This is a genomic window from Leuconostoc falkenbergense (genome assembly GCF_014634805.1).
In the GTDB taxonomy this organism is placed as follows: domain Bacteria; phylum Bacillota; class Bacilli; order Lactobacillales; family Lactobacillaceae; genus Leuconostoc; species Leuconostoc falkenbergense.
Genome location: NZ_BMBS01000024.1, coordinates 14,512 through 33,353 on the forward strand (window position 1 = coordinate 14,512; position 18,842 = coordinate 33,353).

At 38.9% G+C, this 18,842-nt stretch carries 14 protein-coding genes, 1 tRNA gene, 1 other RNA gene and 1 other annotated feature; of the genes, 3 read left to right on the forward strand and 13 right to left on the reverse strand.

The window, feature by feature from the left end; genetic code table 11:
- Positions 1–9: 9 nt before the first annotated feature.
- From IEU71_RS06220 to IEU71_RS06245, 6 genes are all read right to left on the reverse strand, one after another.
- Positions 10–1,386 (reverse strand): amino acid permease, encoded by a 1,377-nt coding sequence (locus tag IEU71_RS06220; protein ID WP_004915308.1) that lies wholly within the window; start codon positions 1,384–1,386, stop codon positions 10–12.
- A gap of 85 nt (positions 1,387–1,471) precedes the next feature.
- Positions 1,472–3,433, reverse strand: a complete 1,962-nt coding sequence (gene thrS / locus IEU71_RS06225; protein ID WP_036067187.1) for a threonine--tRNA ligase — start codon at positions 3,431–3,433, stop codon at positions 1,472–1,474.
- A gap of 89 nt (positions 3,434–3,522) precedes the next feature.
- Positions 3,523–3,728 (reverse strand) — a binding site (T-box leader).
- 190 nt (positions 3,729–3,918) lie between these two features.
- Positions 3,919–6,288, reverse strand: a complete 2,370-nt coding sequence (locus IEU71_RS06230; protein ID WP_004915317.1) for an FtsK/SpoIIIE family DNA translocase — start codon at positions 6,286–6,288, stop codon at positions 3,919–3,921.
- A gap of 157 nt (positions 6,289–6,445) precedes the next feature.
- Positions 6,446–6,517: transfer RNA gene (locus tag IEU71_RS06235), tRNA-Glu, on the reverse strand.
- Positions 6,518–6,587: 70 nt separating this feature from the next.
- Positions 6,588–7,100, reverse strand: coding sequence for a tRNA (cytidine(34)-2'-O)-methyltransferase (locus IEU71_RS06240; RefSeq protein ID WP_004915320.1), 513 nt, complete (start codon positions 7,098–7,100; stop codon positions 6,588–6,590).
- On the reverse strand, positions 7,097–8,254 hold the full coding sequence (locus IEU71_RS06245; RefSeq protein ID WP_004915322.1) for an AI-2E family transporter: 1,158 nt from the start codon (positions 8,252–8,254) through the stop codon (positions 7,097–7,099). The genes IEU71_RS06240 and IEU71_RS06245 overlap by 4 nt, the downstream gene beginning before the upstream one ends.
- A gap of 185 nt (positions 8,255–8,439) precedes the next feature.
- Here IEU71_RS06245 and IEU71_RS06250 point away from each other — a divergent pair, with 185 nt between their 5' ends.
- Both IEU71_RS06250 and IEU71_RS06255 read left to right on the forward strand, forming a co-directional pair.
- Positions 8,440–9,471 carry a lactonase family protein gene (locus tag IEU71_RS06250; RefSeq protein ID WP_004915325.1) on the forward strand — a complete coding sequence of 344 codons (1,032 nt, stop codon included), beginning with the start codon at positions 8,440–8,442 and terminating at the stop codon, positions 9,469–9,471.
- A gap of 177 nt (positions 9,472–9,648) precedes the next feature.
- Positions 9,649–10,884 carry an MFS transporter gene (locus tag IEU71_RS06255; protein WP_004915328.1) on the forward strand — a complete coding sequence of 412 codons (1,236 nt, stop codon included), beginning with the start codon at positions 9,649–9,651 and terminating at the stop codon, positions 10,882–10,884.
- Positions 10,885–10,928: 44 nt separating this feature from the next.
- Here IEU71_RS06255 and IEU71_RS06260 read toward each other — a convergent pair whose 3' ends face one another.
- The 6 genes from IEU71_RS06260 to recU form a co-directional block, all read right to left on the reverse strand.
- On the reverse strand, positions 10,929–12,404 hold the full coding sequence (locus IEU71_RS06260) for an ABC transporter substrate-binding protein/permease (RefSeq protein WP_004915330.1): 1,476 nt from the start codon (positions 12,402–12,404) through the stop codon (positions 10,929–10,931).
- 157 nt (positions 12,405–12,561) lie between these two features.
- Positions 12,562–12,934, reverse strand: an RNA gene (rnpB, locus tag IEU71_RS06265) — RNase P RNA component class B.
- A gap of 41 nt (positions 12,935–12,975) precedes the next feature.
- Entirely contained in the window at positions 12,976–13,395 is a 420-nt protein-coding gene (locus tag IEU71_RS06270; protein ID WP_004915332.1) for a DivIVA domain-containing protein, read from the reverse strand.
- A gap of 76 nt (positions 13,396–13,471) precedes the next feature.
- Complete coding sequence (locus tag IEU71_RS06275) at positions 13,472–14,041, reverse strand: SLOG family protein (protein WP_004915334.1); 570 nt, start codon at positions 14,039–14,041, stop codon at positions 13,472–13,474.
- 65 nt (positions 14,042–14,106) lie between these two features.
- The gene (locus IEU71_RS06280; RefSeq protein ID WP_004915336.1) at positions 14,107–16,293 is read right to left on the reverse strand and encodes a transglycosylase domain-containing protein; all 2,187 of its coding nucleotides are present in this window, start codon (positions 16,291–16,293) and stop codon (positions 14,107–14,109) included.
- A gap of 24 nt (positions 16,294–16,317) precedes the next feature.
- Positions 16,318–16,932 (reverse strand): Holliday junction resolvase RecU, encoded by a 615-nt coding sequence (recU, locus tag IEU71_RS06285; RefSeq protein WP_004915338.1) that lies wholly within the window; start codon positions 16,930–16,932, stop codon positions 16,318–16,320.
- Positions 16,933–17,165: 233 nt separating this feature from the next.
- Between recU and IEU71_RS06290 the strand changes: the two genes are divergently transcribed.
- On the forward strand, positions 17,166–18,143 hold the full coding sequence (locus tag IEU71_RS06290; protein WP_004915341.1) for an FUSC family protein: 978 nt from the start codon (positions 17,166–17,168) through the stop codon (positions 18,141–18,143).
- A gap of 10 nt (positions 18,144–18,153) precedes the next feature.
- On the opposite strand, the gene IEU71_RS06295 is transcribed toward IEU71_RS06290, so the two are convergent.
- Positions 18,154–18,474, reverse strand: coding sequence for a DMT family transporter (locus tag IEU71_RS06295; protein WP_004915342.1), 321 nt, complete (start codon positions 18,472–18,474; stop codon positions 18,154–18,156).
- Positions 18,475–18,842 lie beyond the last annotated feature (368 nt).

Genomic DNA, 18,842 nt, shown 5'->3' on the forward strand with positions numbered 1-18,842 from the left:
CACTAGGACTTACTTTTCAAGACTAATTGTTTTAGGCTGCCTCATCGCGATGAAACCAAAGACAATGAGCCATATCGTTGAACCAAGCGCCGGAATACGCGACTCTGGATTAAAAAATAAGGTTATGAACACAAAAACAAAGAATACAATGGCCATTGGCACCAAAACCTTTGGCGCAATAACCAAGAAACCATCCGGCATATAATTGTCTGATTGACGATAACGCATATAAGCAATCAAAATAAGCACATAAATCATCAAAAACAAATCTGTGGATGCACTTGTCACAAAACTAAAAGCGTTTGTAATCGTTGGAATTAATGAAATAATTGCAGAAAATGCAATCATTAGAGATGTAAACAAAATTGCTCTCACCGGTAATTTAGCATGAGACATTTTGCGGAATGGTTTTATAAATGAGGCTTTTGACTGATAGGCCAAGGCATAAAAATTTCGACTAGCACTAAATAACACCGAATTCAAAGCCGATGCCGCACTAGTTAATACGACAAAGTTTACCAAAGCTGCTGCCCATTTAATCCCAGCCAATTGGAATATCATAACAAACGGGCTTTGATTAGCAGGAATTTTTTGCCAAGGATAAATCGTCATAATAATGAATAATGCACCAAGGTAAAAGAACAGAATTCGCCACGGAATTTGATTAATTGCTTTTGGCAAGACAGCGCGAGGGTTCTCAGTTTCTGCCGTTGTCATACCAATAAATTCCATTCCCACAAAGGCAAACATTACCATTTGAAAAGCATTAATAAAGTTACCAACACCATTTGGAAATAGGCTAAAATGATGCCAGACATTACTGAATGCAACATCACCAACCGTCGTTTTAAAGCCCGTCAAAGCCATGATGATACCTGTGGCAATCAGTGCCAAAATAGCTACGATTTTAATCATTGCAAACCAAAATTCCGTTTCACCATACAAAGCAACCGTAACCAAATTAACACATGTCAATAATACCAAAATCACGACTTGAATCAGCCAACTTGGCAAATCTGGTAGCCAAAACTGAATGTATTTTGCAACAGCTGTCAACTCAGCCATGCCCATAAATACAATTGTTAGCCAATACGACCACCGTGCAAAGAAACCCGCGCGATTACCAATATACTTGGTAATAAACGTGATAAAAGTGTGCTGCGTTGGATCTGCATATAGCAACTCGCCAATCGCACGCATCATAACAAACATAAAAAATCCAATGATTAGATAAACGAACAGTATGGACGGCCCAGCAAAATGAATTGAATTTCCAGCACCCATAAACAAACCTGTCCCAATTGTGCCGCCAATAGCAATTAATTGAACGTGTCTATTTTTCAAACCATGTTGCTGCGGTTGATGACTCTCTTTTGTCTCTGACATATTAATATTTTACTTCTCCTCTTACTGCAAAGCACCCTGCGAAATTCGTAGGGTGCTTTTGTTAACAACGCCATAATTGAACTTTTTAATCGTTTACTTCACGTGAATAGTGTGAAACATCAGTCAATATGATGTTTTGGAAATCTTCAAATGACATGGTTTGTGTCTTGTCTTCCCCATACTTACGGACTGTGACAGTTTGACCATCCACTTCAGAATCACCTAGAACCAAAGTATATGGAATCTTGTTCGTTTGTGCCTCACGGATTAAATAGCCCATCTTGGCATCCTTTGTCTCAACGTGTGCACGCAAGCCAGCGGCTTGCAATTTTTGTTGAATATCTCGAGAATACTCACCATGCGCATCAACATTAACGGGAATGATTTGCACTTGTAATGGTGCTAACCATGTTGGGAAAGCGCCCTTATACATTTCAATCAAGTAAGCTGTAAAGCGCTCCATTGTGCCCACAATACCACGGTGTAGCATAACCGGACGGTGGTTATCTTGTCCATCAGCACCAATATAAGTCAAATTAAAACGTTCTGGTAACAAGAAGTCCAGTTGAATGGTAGACATTGTTTCTTCACCACCCAATGCTGTTTTAGTTTGGACATCTAATTTTGGACCGTAAAAGGCAGCTTCACCTTCTGCTTCAAAGTAATCAAGGTTAAGATCATCCATTGCGCGTTTCAATTGCGCTTGAGACTTTTCCCACATGTCATCATCATCAAAATACTTTTCTGTATTTTTAGGATCACGATACGACAAACGGAAACGATAGTCAGTGATGTCAAAGTCACGGTAAACTTCCATCATCATTGTCAAAATTGACTTAAATTCTTCTTCAAGCTTTTCAGGTTCCACAAATGTATGCCCATCGTTTAAAGTCATTTCACGAACGCGTGACAATCCTGTCAAAGCCCCTGATTTTTCATAACGATGCATCATACCTAGCTCTGCAATGCGCATTGGCAATTCTCGATATGAACGTGGCTTATGCTTGAAGACCATAATATGTGAAGGACAATTCATTGGGCGCAACTCTAGGAATTCGCCATCACCCATATCCATTGGTGGGAACATATCTTCACGATAGTGATCCCAATGCCCCGACGTTTTATACAAATTCAGGTTCGACAACACTGGTGTATAAACATGTTGGTAGCCATTTGCTAATTCTTTGTCGATAATATAACGTTCAACTTGTCGACGAATAGTTGCACCATTTGGTAACCACACTGGCAACCCAGAGCCAACTTCTTGACTAGTAAAGAACAAGTCTAGATCACGACCAATGGTACGATGATCACGTTCTTTAGCTTCTTCACGACGTTTAACCTCAGCATCGACGTCCGCTTGTTTCCATTCAGCAATACCATAAATACGTTGCATCATTGGATTAGATGATTTACCACGCCAGTAGGCTCCGGCAACTGAAGTTAATTTGAAGTGCTTTACCCAACCTGTTGATGGCACAAGTCCACCTTTGTCTAATTCAACATGATCGCCTTGAACAGCAATTGTGATTTTCTCATCGGCTGGCAAATCATTAATGAGTTCAATCTTGTATGGATCATTTTTAAATAATGTCAACGCTTCGTCACGTGAAATTTCACGTGATACAATTGGCAAATCTTCTGCAACAATTTTGTGCATCATGGCTTCAATTTCCGCAAAATCGTCAATTGAAACTTGATTACCTGAACCGTTATCAGTGTCGTAATAAAAGCCATTATCAATAAATGGTCCAACACCAAAGTGCATATTGGCAAACTTAGGAATACGTTTCAAGGCTTGCGCCAACAAATGAGATGCTGAATGACGTAAAAGTTCCAAAGCTTCATCATCACTTGTCGTAATTAATGCGAATTCACCATCATTTTCAAGCGCATCATTCAAGCCAACATATTGACCATTCAACTTAGCGGAAACTGCTTTTTTGGCCAAAGACTTTGAAATACCAGCTGCAACCTCAATTGGCTTTGTACCTGCTGCAAAGGATTTTACAGCACCATCTGGAAATGTTAATTGAATTTCTGTCATATACTTTCCCTCTTCATCATAAATAATCAAATTACGTTTCGAAACCCTGCGCAACACTTGAAAAAAGCGTCCCTCTGAGCCAAAAGACTCAAAGGGACGCTTTACCGTGGTACCACCCAAGTTTTGCATCATAAGATGCAACTTAAATGACAATTAACGGCGTCACCCGAATGAATTTCGTTACCTACTTATCACCACTCAAAGGTAGTCTATCAAACTTACGCTGTTCATTTCCACCAAACATGAACTCTCTTTAAACGCACAGTAATCAAGTTGTCCTCATCAAAGTTTCTAAAAACAATCTTAGCACTGTTTTAGAACTTTTGCAATTTATTTTTTCAAATCCAATAATACCTGCTTCAAAGCATCATGGGCAACGTCATCATGATCAAGAATACCATTGTCATATACGTTTTGTAATGCTGCTATTTGTTCTTTTGATAATGCCATTATATTACTCTACTTTTATATCACTTGTTTTACACTTACTGTTCAATACCGGAACTGCCATCCGAAACATTGACATGTCGTGGCCGTGAACCATCGGCTGGGCCAATATAGCCACTTGCTTCTAAGTCATCAATTAATCTGGCAGCTCGATTATAGCCAATTCTAAATCGTCGTTGTAACAACGAAGTAGAAGCTTTTTGTTGTTCGATTACAAATTGCAATGCGTCTTGGAACAATTCATCTTCACTGTTACCATCCGATATATCACTACCATCTTGCGCAACTTCTTCATCTGTCACCGTCATAGCTTCAGAATACTGAACTTCTTGCTGCGCTTTAACAAATTCTACCACACTAGTAACATCAGCGTTACTAATGAAGGCACCTTGCACACGTTGTGTCGGCTTACCAGGTGGCGCAAAAATCATATCACCTCTGCCTAACAGCTTTTCTGCACCGTTACTATCCAAAATCGTACGTGAATCAATGCCTGAAGCCGTTCTAAAAGCAATTCTACCAGGAATGTTACTTTTGATAGTCCCATTGACTACTTTAACATCTGGACGCTGAGTAGCCAAGATCATATGAATGCCAGCAGCTCTGGCTTTGGCACCTAATCGTGCAATTGAAACCTCAATTTCACTACCAACCGTACTCATTAAATCTGCAAACTCATCAACAATTGCGACGATGTAGGGCATTTTTTGCATGATAGGCTCACCCGTTGCAATAGCACCGGCATTTTGTTTATCAACCGCAGCGTTATATTCACCGATATTCCGTTTGCCAAATTGCGCTAACAATTTGTAACGATTTTCCATTTCGTCAACTACTTTTTGCAATGATTTGGCAGCTTTTCTTGGCTCAGAAACAACTGGTGTTAGCAAATGTGGGATCCCATTGTAAATCGATAATTCAACTACCTTCGGATCAACCATCATCAATTTAACTTCACTAGGCTTAGCACGAAGTAGAATTGAAATGATAATGCCGTTGAGTCCCACAGATTTACCAGATCCTGTTGAACCGGCAATCAATAAATGTGGCATGGCTGATAAATCGGCCATAATAATATTACCAGTAACGTCTCTTCCAAGTGGCACATTTAGTGGATTATCATCAAACGGTGCATGTTCAATCATATCTCGGAACCCGACAGTTGCTTGTGTATCATTTGGTACTTCAATACCAACATATGGTTTTCCTGGAATCGGTGCCTCTATACGTATTGATTTAGCCGCTAAGGCTAACGCCAAGTCATCTGCCAAATTAGCAATGCGGTTAACTTTAACTCCTTGTCCAGGTTTTAATTCATACTGCGTAACGGTTGGTCCCAATGAGACACTGGTCACTTCCGCTTCCACACCAAAACTTTGTAATGTGTCATGAACTAGGCGTGACTTTTCAGTCAAACTTTTAAATTCTTTTGTTTGATCCGCCGGAGGTACCTGTGTCAACAATTCTGCTGATGGCAGTTGATAATCTGGATTATTTGCTTCTGGTGTATCGGTCGCTAGCGATACTTCTTCATCAGCCTCTGATAATGTTGTGGCAGGTGTTACCACTTCATCTGACGATTTATTTTCATTATTGGTTACTGGACCATTCCACTTAATTTCTGGTTCAATAAATTCGTGGTTTTGAGGCAACTCATCAGTAACCTTTTCAGCCTGATTGTCCATTTCTGACGCAGCCGAATGATCAACACCTAATGGATTATCGCCATAATCAGTAATATCTTTTTTACGTCCGTTTTTATTGAAAAAAGGCTCACGTTTAGGGGCGTTAGCCCGTTGTTCTTGAATATATGCCACACCCGCTTGTGCCTTCTCAACACTTTTTTCAGCAATATCACGAGCTGGAATTCGGAAAAATATAATCACACCAGCAAATAATAACAATGTCGTGACAATCCAAGTACCAACATTTGACATTAACATGAACAACACATGGTATATTGCCGCACCAACAACGCCACCCCCAAGTGGTGTGTTAGCTGCTTGATTCGCAAAATCTTGCTTGATAATACGAATGACTTCATTTACATATCCTGTACCATCTTGCAACGTATAAGTAAAGAACAGTAACGAAGAAATAACTTCAATGGCAATAAATGCCATACCGGCTCCCATCCAAAAATGTCCAGCAATTTTAGGCAACTTTCGCATGAGCATATAATATAGCATCCCAACTGTTAAAGGGACAATAATTGCAAAATAAACGTTACCAAAGAAAAAGCGGAAAATATTCGCTACAAAAATGCCAATCAAGCCCAGCTTAAAAGTACCCAAAACACCTAGAATAGCGCTAATTAATAACGTCAAATTTCTAGCAAGTGGATGTTGCTGTTTTTTTGAACGTGAACTGGTTCTTCGTCGTTTTCTGGTTGTTTTTCTGGTAGCCAAAATTATTACCTCATATATTATTAACGCTCTATTTTATCATGTTTAAAATGCGAACGCGTGTTCATCTTTAATTCTTAAGAATTGCTTAACTGTCAATAAAGTCATTTAATTTCAATAATTATACACAAAAAGCCGCAACCGAAGTTGCGACTTTTAGTAGCTCGTGAGAGAATCGAACTCTCGATTCCGCCGTGAAAGGGCAGCGTCTTCGCCACTTGACCAACGAGCCATGGTCTTTGTTATCTCACTGCTGAAACAACTATATAATCATAACAAGATTTTATAGTGACGTCAACCCCTTATTTTAATTTATCTTGTTCATAGGTATGAACAGTATCCAGATTTGGAAACGACTGTTGACGTAGCGCCTCATAGATGACAATGGCAACAGTATTTGACAAATTCAGAGATCGAATATGTGTGTCGTCTTGTGGAATCCGAATTGCCTTTTCTGGGTTTTGACGCATAAACACTTCTGGTAAACCAGTGGTTTCTTTACCAAAAAGGAAGTAGTTATCCCCATCAGCTTGTGTATAATCAGGCTCTGTATAATCTTGGTTCGCAAACTTAGAAACGAGATACAAATGATCCGTAGGTGCCAACGTTTCCAAAAAATCCGGCAAGCTTGGATGCCTTACCAATTGCACGTGGTCCCAATAATCGAGACCAGCCCGCTTAACATGTTTGTCATCTAAATCAAAGCCTAGAGGCTCAATTAAATGTAAAACAGCGTCTGTACCAGCAGTTGTACGCGCAATGTTACCTGTATTAGCAGGCATTAAGGGTTCAAATAAAACAACATGATTAGTCATTTTTCAACGGTTCCTTCCACTTTAAACAATTCTGAATTATGTCGCCACCACTCGTATATGTGTGTCACTAGAACTTTCGCAACAGCATATGTTGGAACGCCTAACACAACACCTAATACACCAAAAATATGACCACCGCTTAACAATACCACAATGACAGTGACAGGGTGAATAGACAATGCTTCACCCAAAATTTTTGGGGCGATCACATGGCCTTCTATGGGCTGTTCAATTACCAAAACAATTATCACCAAAATTAACAATTTTGGTCCCCCAGCAATTAACGCCACTGTAAACACTGGCACTTGGGCAAGAATAGATCCTACATACGGAATCATATTAAAGAAGCCAGCCATCAAAGCCAATAATATACCATACGGTAACCCAATCACTGTATAACCAATCGAGAACATGATAATAACCGCTAACGCAACACCGAGCTGTCCACGAATGTATTGTGCCACTTGCGAACTCACTTCTCTCAACAAATGATAGACTGATATTTGTGCTTTTTGTGGGAATTTATCAGCCACAACAGCTGAAAATTTATGTCCATCAAGCAACATGTAATAAAGGATAAAAGGCGTAGAAACCATCGTTACACCAATTGAAGTTAGCGTCGACGCAAACGAACTAATGCCAGCAACACCACTCGTCAAATACTTTTTACTCCAATCAATCACATTTTGGTTGATATCCGCATTTGTATGATTTAGGTAATCACGAATAAACTTAAATTGATCAGATGCAAATGTGTCGTTAATAAAGCGTTCACTCGTGCGCCAATATTGTGGCCAATTATCAATAAATGACACAACTTGTGTGCGTAATACCATATAAACAGCAACAATCACCCCAGCAATGACTGCTAAAAGTGCAATCAATACAATGCCAATTGATAAATTTCTGGGTAAATGAACATGCTTTTCCAATAAGTTTACCAATGGACTCAACAAATAATACAAAACCCCTGCAATAATAATTGGGGCACCCACTGCCGTAAATAAAGCTCGCATAGGTTCAAACACAAAACGAACTTGCCAAGCCAGAAAAATAATCAGTAAGATTAGCAGTATCACAATAAGTCCATTGAGTAAGTTGTTGCCAGAAAACCATCGTCTGTACCATGACTGTTGTTCTTGGTCTTTTAACATAAATATTCCCCGATTCATCACGTTTATTATTATTTTACCATAGAAATAAAAATCATGTTGCTAGCCAAAATCGCGCTGTTTCATCATGCTTTTCAGGCATAATGACAGCTACGTTAACAAAGAAATTTGTGAAAAGGCTTACATTCGAGTATAATAAATTTAGACATTTTAAAGGAGTCCTTATCATGGCAATTTATAAAATTTTGTTTGGCACCTACACAAAAAGAATCTCAAAGGGATTGTATGAAGCGGAACTTGATACTGAGAAAAAACTTTTACAAAACCCAACACTTGTTGGTGAACTCACTAATCCAACCTATCTTGCAGTCTCAAAAGCAAACAAGGTTTACGCGGTTGAAAATCGTGATGGTCAAGGTGGCGTTGTCACCTTTGATAATTCTGTACGCCCGCTGGCTGAAATTGATGCGCAACTCAGCGAAGGATCTGCTCCAGCCTATATTGGCGTAGATGAAGCGCGACAATTAGTATACGCCGGCTACTACCATCGTGGTACTGTGGAAGTTTATCACATTAATGCCGATGGTAATTTGACATTAACTGATCAATGGCAAAATGAAGGTTCAGGTCCACGCCCAGAACAAGGGTCATCACACATTCACTTTAGCAATTTGACACCAGATAATCGTTTAGTTGCTGTGGATCTTGGTGCTGACGAAGTCATTACTTTCGATGTCTCTGATGATGGCAAACTTACTGAAGCATCACGCTTCACAACTGAAGCTGGTTTTGGCCCAAGACATATTCGCTTCTCACCAGATGGTCAATACGCCTACCTGCTTGGAGAATTGTCAAGTTTGCTGAGTGTGCTAAAATACAATTCTGAAGATGGTTCTTTCGAACACGTTCAAACTGCCTCTACAATACCCGCAGACTGGACAGAACATAACGGATCAGCAGCTCTTCGTTTGAGCAAGGACGGACACTACATCTACGCCTCAAACCGTGGGCATAATTCAGTTGCCGTATTTAAAGTTTCAAATCTTGGTGCAGAAATTGAACGAATCCAACTCATTAGCACTGAGGGAGAATTTCCACGTGATATGAATTGGGACAAGGACGAACAATTCTTAGTTGTTGCTAACCAAGATACAGATAACGTATCGTTATACGGTCGTGACAGTGAGTCTGGGGAACTGACACTTTTGCAAAAAGACTTTGCTATTCCTGAAGGCGTTCGAGTAACTTTTGAATATTAAATTTAACTACAAAAAAACCACTTTGAGTGTACACACCAAAGTGGTTTTTTATATTATCAGGTTGCATTGAAAAAAAATTAAGCGTATAATCAAATCGTTTGAACTATCACAAGACTTAGATAATTCTAACCAGCAAATAAAGATTACCTGTGAGTAATCATTTCAAGGAGAATTAATATGCAACAAACTGGTATGTCCCCGCTCAATGCGCACCATTTTAGTGCTTACCAAAAAAAGGTAATCGCTTCTACTGCAGCAGGTTTCGGGTTGGAAAACATGGATGTGATGTTTTTGTCATTTACACTTTCATCTATGATTGTTGATTTGCATATATCAGGTGCAGCAGCTGGCCTGATATCATCAATCACAAACTTAGGTATGCTGATTGGCGGTCTCTTTTTTGGCATATTAGCTGACAAGTATGGCCGAGTAAAAGTCTTTACATACACTATCTGGATTTTTGCAATCGCAACAGCATTAATGTTTTTTGCCAAAAATGTCTATTGGGTCTACGCTCTACGTTTTCTTGCTGGAATAGGTGCTGGCGGTGAATATGGTTCTGGAATGGCTATTATTGCTGAAAGTTTTCCAAAAAGAGCTATCGCCAAAGTAACATCCCTTTCAGCTATTGGTGGTCAAATCGGCGCCATATTGGCAGCAATTTTAGCAGCCGTTATCTTACCAATATTAGGTTGGCATACACTTTACGTCTTTGGTTTACTACCCGTCATTTTGATTTTCTTTATTCGCCGACACTTATCGGAAAGTAAAGTATTCACTGATATGCAAGCTAAGCAAACCAGCACCGAGTATCGTCCGGGTTCAATTACAGCATTATTTGCAACACCAGCGCAAGCATGGCAAACAATTGCTTTAATGATTATGGTTATGGTCCAAATCGCTGGCTATTTTGGACTTATGAACTGGCTGCCATCCATCATGCAAAAACGAATTGGGCTCACTGCTGCAAGCTCCTCTCTCTGGATGATTGCCACAATAATTGGGATGAGCCTTGGCATGCTAACCTTTGGCGCAATTATGGATAAATTTGGTGCAAGACGTGCTTATACCATATTTCTGATTGCTTCAGCACTTGCCGTTTTTGTATTAACAATGGCGTCAAACAAAGTAGAATTACTTCTAGCACAAATGTTAGTTGGTTTCTTTGCAAATGGTATGTATGGTGGTTATGGTGCCATTATGGGCCACTTATACCCCACGGAAATTCGTGCCACTGCCAATAACACCATCATGAATTTTGGTCGTGCAGTTGGCGGATTCTCAAGTGTTCTCATTGGCTTTCTAATGGATCGCTATTCATTGGTCATCGTCATGGGATTTCTATCTGTCTTGTATCTGATTAGCCTAAGTGTCATGCTCACTATTCCAAAACTAAAATCAAAAACAATCTAAAAAGACTTGATTAGAAATCAAGTCTTTTTTAATAGCTCTTAATATTATCGAGATGTCCTGTTCATACGATTTTCAGCATAACCCAGTGCTCGGCTAATACCAAATGTTAAGACAAAGTAGATTAATGATGTAATCACCAATGGGAAAAATGGCTTAAAGGATGCGCCTTGGACAACACCTGTTTGAAACATCAACTCACCAACACCAATGACAGATACGACGGAACCTTCCTTGATGACAGTCACAAACTCATTTCCCAATGCTGGCAATATGTTTTTAACGGCTTGCGGCAAAATAATATAACGCATTGCCTTGCCCTTAGACAAGCCTAACGAACGCGCCGCTTCGTTTTGGCCATTATCAACGGAGTTAATACCAGAACGGATGATTTCTGCCACATAGGCGGCAGAATTTAATCCCATGGCCAAAGCACCAGCAGCAAAGGCAGACAAATTGAATCCAATCACTTGTGTACCGAAAAATACCATAAATGCTTGAACAAGCAGTGGCGTGCCACGGACATATTCAACATATATATTACCAATTGCTTTTAGGATAAAATTAGGTGATAGCTTAAATAATGCGAATATCGTACCTAATATAACGCCAATCACAACAGCAATAGCGGCTAACGCCAGCGTTAGCAATGTGCCTTTAATAAATAAGTTACCGTACTTCGCCCAGAAAGACTGATCAGCAAACATTAACTTATTGGCTTTTTTCTGATATGCTGCCAATTTTCCAGATTTGACAATCTTAGTGATTGAAGCATTAATTTTTGACTTCAAGACTGGTGAGTTTTTGGGCATAGCTACTGAAACTGCCCCTTCACCTGAAGCAGGCTTTGGATAAATAATTTTGAAAGTTTTATTTTGTTGTGTATATGCTTTAGAAATTGGTTCATTCAACACAATTCCAGCTATCTTGCCAGTTGATAACTGTGCAACCAAATCAGGCACTTTTTGCAGGCTAACTAATGTTGAGCTACTCATGTTATCTTGAACATAAGTTTCTTGAGTCGTTTGCTTTTGAGCACCAATTTTTTTACCAGCAAAGGAAGACAAATTACTCGAATATTTGCCAGCATCCTTTTTAAGGACCATTATTGTTTGCAATGGCTTCAAATAAGCCTGCGAAAAGTCAACAACTTGTTCACGTTCCGGTGTTGCGTTGATACCTGAAATGATAACGTCGATCTTACCAGTCTGCAGGGCACCTATCAGACCGTCAAATCCCATTTCTTTAATAACTGGCTTAACGCCTAAGTCCTTGGCTATTTGCTTAGCCATGTCAACTTCAAAACCAACAATTTGATCACGTCCATTAACAGTTGCGTGAAATTCAAAAGGCGCATAATCGGCTGACAAACCAATCACCAATGTACCTTTCTTTTTGATTTTAGTCAATGCTGGATCGGTTGTTGCTGCGTTCACCTTAGTTTGACCTAAAGTTCCGACAAATGGCATTAACATAATTGAAAGCATTGCCACTATCATTATTTTTTTTATTATTTTCTGCATATCCAAATCTCTCCTTGTGCTGTATCACAATAATAACAGTTTACGCGATAATGAATTTTTATGCAACATTATTTTCTTTTTATACAAAAAATAACTGCATACCCTTGCTTTTTATTCATTAAAAAAACTCGCCGAAGCGAGCTTACCTGATATAAGTATCTGTAGGCCATGTTTTGTTCCAGTGATATGCAGGTACATATCACCTTCGGTAATCATCTATCTAAGTTCAATTGCTTAAACCATACCGATCATCGTTTCATTTTACTAGATCAGCCGCCCCTACCAAAAGTTTGGGTTGCCCGCTTGTGGGGTTTACCTCGTCTCAAATGCCAATTTTCACTGACATATACGTTTCTATGGCACCTTCGTATCTATTCAGACATAGCTAGAAGCCTTAGCCTTTTCGATCGCCGTGGCATCACTGCCCCCGGGTTTATTCTTTATCCCGGCACAAACACTACACCCATCTCAGAGTGTGCGAGCATGGACCTTCCTCACGTCAGAAATATGACGCGCAATTACCCGATACTTATACAACAACAACAACAACAACAACAACAACAATCATATTTTACGCGTTTTCATTTTCAGAGTGGTCACGACCAAAAACAGCACGTTCCAAGTTAGCAACACGTTTAATCAGATCCAAATTAGTAACAGTATTAGCTGAAGGTGCAACAGGCTTCACCTCTGGCGCTGGCGTAACAACAGGCGATACTGTCTCAACCGCGGGCGCCGCAGGTGCAACATTAGCAGCTTGAACGCTCTGTTGTTTTACAAGGACTAATTGATCTTGCGCATCTTTTAATGCTGTCTGTAAACGCGCAACTTCACCTTGCAGTTGCTCAATACGGCCACCAAATGCACCATAATCTTTTATGATATCATCTAAAAAGCTATCGACATCGGCCGGATCATATCCGACACCCATGCGCTTTTGCTTAAAAACACGTTCTAAAATATCTTTTTGCGTGTATTTTACTTGTTCCACAAGACACACCTCGTTTAATTTTTTAACTTAATTTATATTACCAATAAATTCTCAGAATTACAAGAAAAATAAACAATTATTCATCAAATATTATATTTTCTATACGTTGTTCTTCGTATTCCGTAGCGTAATCTTGTAACGCCATCATATCAATTTGTGTCAATGGATAGGGCGTTTTCTTTTGATATGCTTGAATAATTTGACTGTCAAATTGGGTTTTACCTGGGTAGTCTGCGTCATATATTAATAATGCACCATCCGTATGTGAAAGCATAAATTGTTGGTAAGCTCTGAGCTGCCCTGAGACTTGATACTCTTGTGTAGACACACTCTCTGCGAAGTCGCTCTGTGCAATCAAGTCGTGCAGCCTTTCTTGATTTTTTGATTGCCATTGCCCGCCAAAGTTTTTAAAAGGCAGCATCATAGCAACTTTTAAATTTGGATAGTCCCTTTTCAATTCTTGAACAACCGACACCACCCATTGCTCAATTCCCAACTGACCACCTGTGATAACCCACTCTAACCCTTCATCCAATTGCGTCTTTAATGCCTGTTTCAATGCAAATTTAATCACCTTAATTTTGGGATCTTGATCACCAAAAGTACCAAGCTCATAATTACGATATCCGGTTACCCATAGCCGCATTTTTCCCTCCAAATATAAAGAACAATCTTAGCTATTAATAGCCAGATTGTTCGATCAAATCCTAATTAATTGTTTCCTGTTGTAGATCCAGTCGATGCAGAGTTCGTCGAAATACCCGCTTCAGCAGGTGTTTCACCGGACTGGGTAATAGAGGTTACACTTGGTAAGCCACCATTGCTCCATGAGGCATTTTTAACTTCATATTCAACAATATTACCCTTTACGGTTTGTTTAACACTATCAGGCATGGTCCAGTCCGTATTATCCTTGTTTTGCATAGCATAAGCCATTACTTTGGCATAATATTGTGCTGGCAAATCTTGTTCTGTCCAAGGAATATAGTTTTGCTTTGGATAATCAAAACCTGTCCAAACAGACAGTGCATATGACCGTGTATAACCAGTGAACCAAGCGTCAGAAATGGCACGTTCAGGCATATTATCATCTTCATCATAACCAACTAATCCAGATTTACCAGCTTGATGTAGACCAGTAATCGCAGCATCAGCAGCTGTGGCATTAGGCTTGATAACGCCTTTTAACATGTCTGTTATCATAAAAGCCGTGCTTGTTTTCATCGCGCGTGTGCCAGTTGTTGTGTAGTTATGTGTTGTGCCATCAGCAGTTACCACTTTAGTAATATAAGTGGGTTTGTAATAAGTACCACCGTTCGCGATTGCGCCAAAAGCAGCTGCTTCTTGCTCTGATGTCACTGGAATACCAATGGCTGCCGAACCACCAGGCGTGCCATCGGTTGTAATTCCCAAACCATTAACAAATTTCTCTGCGTTAGCCCCACCAACTTCTTCTAGTGTTCGCACAGCAGGAATATTACGAGACTGGGTTAAGGCAGTACGCATAGTGATATTTCCCATATACTTTTTATCCCAGTCGTAAACATCCTTATCGGTACCGACATACTTATATTTTTTATCGACAACCGTTCGATACGTTGGCCAGTTCAAATACTCAATGGCTGGTCCGTAATCCAGTAATGGTTTAATGGATGATCCCGATGAGCGTGAAGATTGTGTAGCTCGGTTTAAACCAAATGTCGTTGTGACATTTCGACCACCAATTTGCGCCACAACACGTCCGTTATTAGGGTTAGTCATTGTTGCACTAATCTGTAAGTTTGCACTAGAAAAAGTAACTGACCCACTGTTCGCATTATCGTACAATGATTGTTGCAAACTAGAATCCATACTAGTATATATCTTCAAACCTGATTTAGAAGTATCATATCCCAGTTTTTGGGCTTCTGAAATGGCTGATTTGGCGTAAGCATCAACTACCTTGCGATTTTGATCAGCATTTTCTGCTTTCGTTGTCAAATCTTGCAGGCCGTCGTTGACAGGAGTAGCAATAGCCGCCTTAGCTTGTTTTTCAGTAATGGCACCATACTTGACCATTGCTTCAATAACAGTATTTCGTCGTTCTTTGGCTGCAGAATTATTTTTTAAATAAGGATCGTAATACGTTGGTGATTGTGGCATTCCTGCAAGCAATGCCAACTGTGGTATCGACAACTCCGTTAATGGTTTACTATAAAAGTATTCGGCGGCCGTTTTCATGCCATAAATACCATGACCCATATAGACTTTATTGACATAGAACGTTAGAATTTCGTTTTTAGTAAAATTCTTTTCAACTCGTAGTGCAAGCCAAGCTTCTTGGGCTTTACGTTTTAATGTTTGGTCGGCTGATGATGTACTAAAGACAGATAACTTAACAAGTTGCTGAGTTAACGTTGAGCCGCCTTGCATACCCAGTGAAGAACCTTTAATGTTAGCTAAAGCGGCACCCATAATACGAATTGGATCAACACCATTGTGCTTATAAAAGCGTCGATCTTCAATTGAAACAACCGCCTGCTTCAACGTTTTAGGAATTTCGTTTGCATTCGCATAGTCACGCTCTTGCGTCGCCATAGTCCAAATAACATTTCCCTGACTGTCTAATAGTTGCGTTGAATTTTCAGAAGCTAAATCTGATTCAGTAATATTAGGTGCATCAGTGGCATACGTGAAAAATAATGCCGCACCAGCCAAACTTCCAATAATTCCTAGCGTTAATAGCCAAAGGAAAATTGCAAGTAACCATCGTCGTTTTTTTCTTGGCTTACGAGGTTTTTTTGGACCGCTACCCTTGCCTTTGGGTCTGGGCCTTGGTGGTTCTTGACCTGGCTGATTATCGTACATATTTTGGTTGCGATCAACACGCGACCATTGATTTGAATTATCATTTGCCATAATACTGAGAGAGCTCCTAGATATTTATTTTAACGATTCAAGCATCATATCAATAGCTTTTAGATAATCCAAACTTGGATTTAAGCTTTCTGGAATAATGTACCCATGTGTCAAAATGTCATGATACGAAATGGATTGTTTACCCTTTAAATTCTGCCATTGTTTGATCAATGCACTTGCTGGGTACACATACCCCTCATTTAAAGTAGTGAATTTGATAATCACAAAACCAATGCCACCTTGAGATAAAATGTTTGCTAAATGTGTAATTTGATGCTGATGAAAGTTTTTCAAAGGAAATGATGTTTTATTTTTAGTTTCCTTAGCATCAAAATCAATATAACGTCCTTGATAAACACCATTATAATCTGTCGTGGAAGCCTGCTTGAAGTAGGCTTCCGTAATTTTAGCTGCAGCTCTGGCTGGATAGTCAACTTTGACAATTGTAATGGGGGTCGGCTTTTTGTGGACGACAGCAAGTCGATTTGCCAAATAATAATCGTTAGCCTCATTAATTTCATCTTCCAGTCCCATACCACGTTTACCGAAAATTAAGGCTTTTTTTGTTGTCTTACCCGTTCGTATTGTATTTTGAACAGAGTTCTTATGGCGTGTGCCTGCTGGATATTTAATGGTCATCACTGCTCTCATCACTTTTTTAAATATATATCTCTTATTTTACCATAAAAAATTGGCTAAACCACAATTGTATAACCTTCTAAATAAATATGACCGTCAAAATGCAACACATGATTATTCTTAATTGAATCTGTTATCTAATTTTCTAATCAACTTATTATCAAATACCGATTGACAATGATAAGTTTTTTATGTTAGGCTGGAAAAATTTGAAAATTTCGAGGTAATCTAACATGAATAAAATCAATCGCCATATCATTCACGCTTTTTTGGGGATGAGTTCAATGGCCATTTCCTTATTAATTGGTGGGTTTTTTAATAATCAGTGGTTAGGTGTGATGAGTTGCTTTGGTGCATTGACACTCATGTACTATGTACCCGCTAATCAACATAAAACAATATCACAACTGCTGATAGTAGACGTTATTTCTATTCTAGCTTTGCCTATCAGTGCTTTGTTAGCTGGATCAATGTTTGCTATTTTGTGGATTGGCATGTTAGCATTTATTTCACAATATATACTGACTAAAGAAAAAATGTTTGGCCCTCAAGCTTTTTTTATCTTGATGATTAATGGTATGTTGTCCAGTTTGGGTCAAATATCAATCATAACAAGACTTTTATTTGCTTTGTACATCATTTTAGGTGCCGTTATTGCAACTGTTTTCGCACTAATCGAAAATTGGTGTTATGAAAAATATGCCATCACATTCCGTCTAGATCGAGAAAAATTCACTTATAACATTGAATCCATGCGTGCCATTAACTATTCTATTTTTGCTATGTTAGCCTATTTTATTGGTGTTCAGAGTCACCTCAATAACTATTACTGGTTGTTAGTCTCTGCTATCACCATCTTGCAAGCTGAAAACATACCAACCGCTAGGCATCGCCAATACCACTATGTGCTTGCTGGCATTGTTGGATGTATATTTGCTTTATTAATTTATACAACAATCCATCAAAAAATCTTATTGATGATTATTGCAGTCATATTGATGGGAATAATTTGTTTCGCAATGCCTAAAAGCTACTTGATTGGAAATTTTTTTACAACACCAATTGCGCTTATTCTTTTTAAACTGGTTCGACCTGAACTAGGAACAAATTTAATCATCACTCGGTTAATCGCAATTTTAATTGGTACTAGCATCGGCATTGTCGGTGTTATTGCTTTTGATATTATTTTGCGCCAACAAAAATTAACCTGATATCATCTCACTATTCGCCAGCCGTCATTTTTATGCCAATAATAGCCACAATTAACAAAATTACAAACAACCAAGTGGCCCCAGAAAATTTATCATGAAACAATGACACACCAACGACTACCGAACCAACTGCACCAATGCCTGTCCAGATAGGATATGCTAAGCTAAACGACAAATGTTTGACTGCCTGCAATAAGAATAGCATGCTGGCAATTAAACCAACTACCGTAACGATAGCCCAACTAATTTTTGAAAAACCATCGCTCAGTTTCATTGCAGTTGACCAAAGAATCTCAGATAAACCGGCCATTAATAAAAAAATCCATGACATATCAGACCTCCAAATACAAAAGTTGTAGCACCTTATTGGACAAAATTTGTCCCTTAGGTGACACAGCTTTGTTGACATTTCTTTTGATAAGCTTCACACTGACTCTTATTTTATCATATGGCAATGACATAGCCAAGTAATTATATCATCAAAGTAATTTGAACAGAAAGCTGACTGATTAACTTTATCAGTTCCCTATGTTTTTTGATTTTTAACAAACTTTTAAAATCATTTAAGTTTAATCAAGCAAGTTTTCATAATAATTAGTTCAACAATATAGCATTTTATTTTATATGGTAGATTGCAAGAATTAACCGAACACTGCAAACTGCTGAAAAACCTTTCGTGGTGATTGCCAGTTGAGTGTT

Bases quoted from the DNA above. Each gene is read 5' to 3' on its own strand.
- thrS (WP_036067187.1), bottom strand. From the start codon at position 3,433: ATGACAGAAATTCAATTAACATTTCCAGATGGTGCTGTAAAATCCTTT.
- IEU71_RS06275 (WP_004915334.1), bottom strand. From the start codon at position 14,041: ATGCGGCTATGGGTAACCGGATATCGTAATTATGAGCTTGGTACTTTT.
- IEU71_RS06290 (WP_004915341.1), top strand. From the start codon at position 17,166: ATGAATAAAATCAATCGCCATATCATTCACGCTTTTTTGGGGATGAGT.
- IEU71_RS06245 (WP_004915322.1), bottom strand. From the start codon at position 8,254: ATGTTAAAAGACCAAGAACAACAGTCATGGTACAGACGATGGTTTTCT.
- IEU71_RS06250 (WP_004915325.1), top strand. From the start codon at position 8,440: ATGGCAATTTATAAAATTTTGTTTGGCACCTACACAAAAAGAATCTCA.
- IEU71_RS06240 (WP_004915320.1), bottom strand. From the start codon at position 7,100: ATGACTAATCATGTTGTTTTATTTGAACCCTTAATGCCTGCTAATACA.
- IEU71_RS06220 (WP_004915308.1), bottom strand. From the start codon at position 1,386: ATGTCAGAGACAAAAGAGAGTCATCAACCGCAGCAACATGGTTTGAAA.
- IEU71_RS06280 (WP_004915336.1), bottom strand. From the start codon at position 16,293: ATGGCAAATGATAATTCAAATCAATGGTCGCGTGTTGATCGCAACCAA.
- IEU71_RS06260 (WP_004915330.1), bottom strand. From the start codon at position 12,404: ATGCAGAAAATAATAAAAAAAATAATGATAGTGGCAATGCTTTCAATT.
- IEU71_RS06255 (WP_004915328.1), top strand. From the start codon at position 9,649: ATGCAACAAACTGGTATGTCCCCGCTCAATGCGCACCATTTTAGTGCT.
- IEU71_RS06295 (WP_004915342.1), bottom strand. From the start codon at position 18,474: ATGTCATGGATTTTTTTATTAATGGCCGGTTTATCTGAGATTCTTTGG.
- recU (WP_004915338.1), bottom strand. From the start codon at position 16,932: ATGACCATTAAATATCCAGCAGGCACACGCCATAAGAACTCTGTTCAA.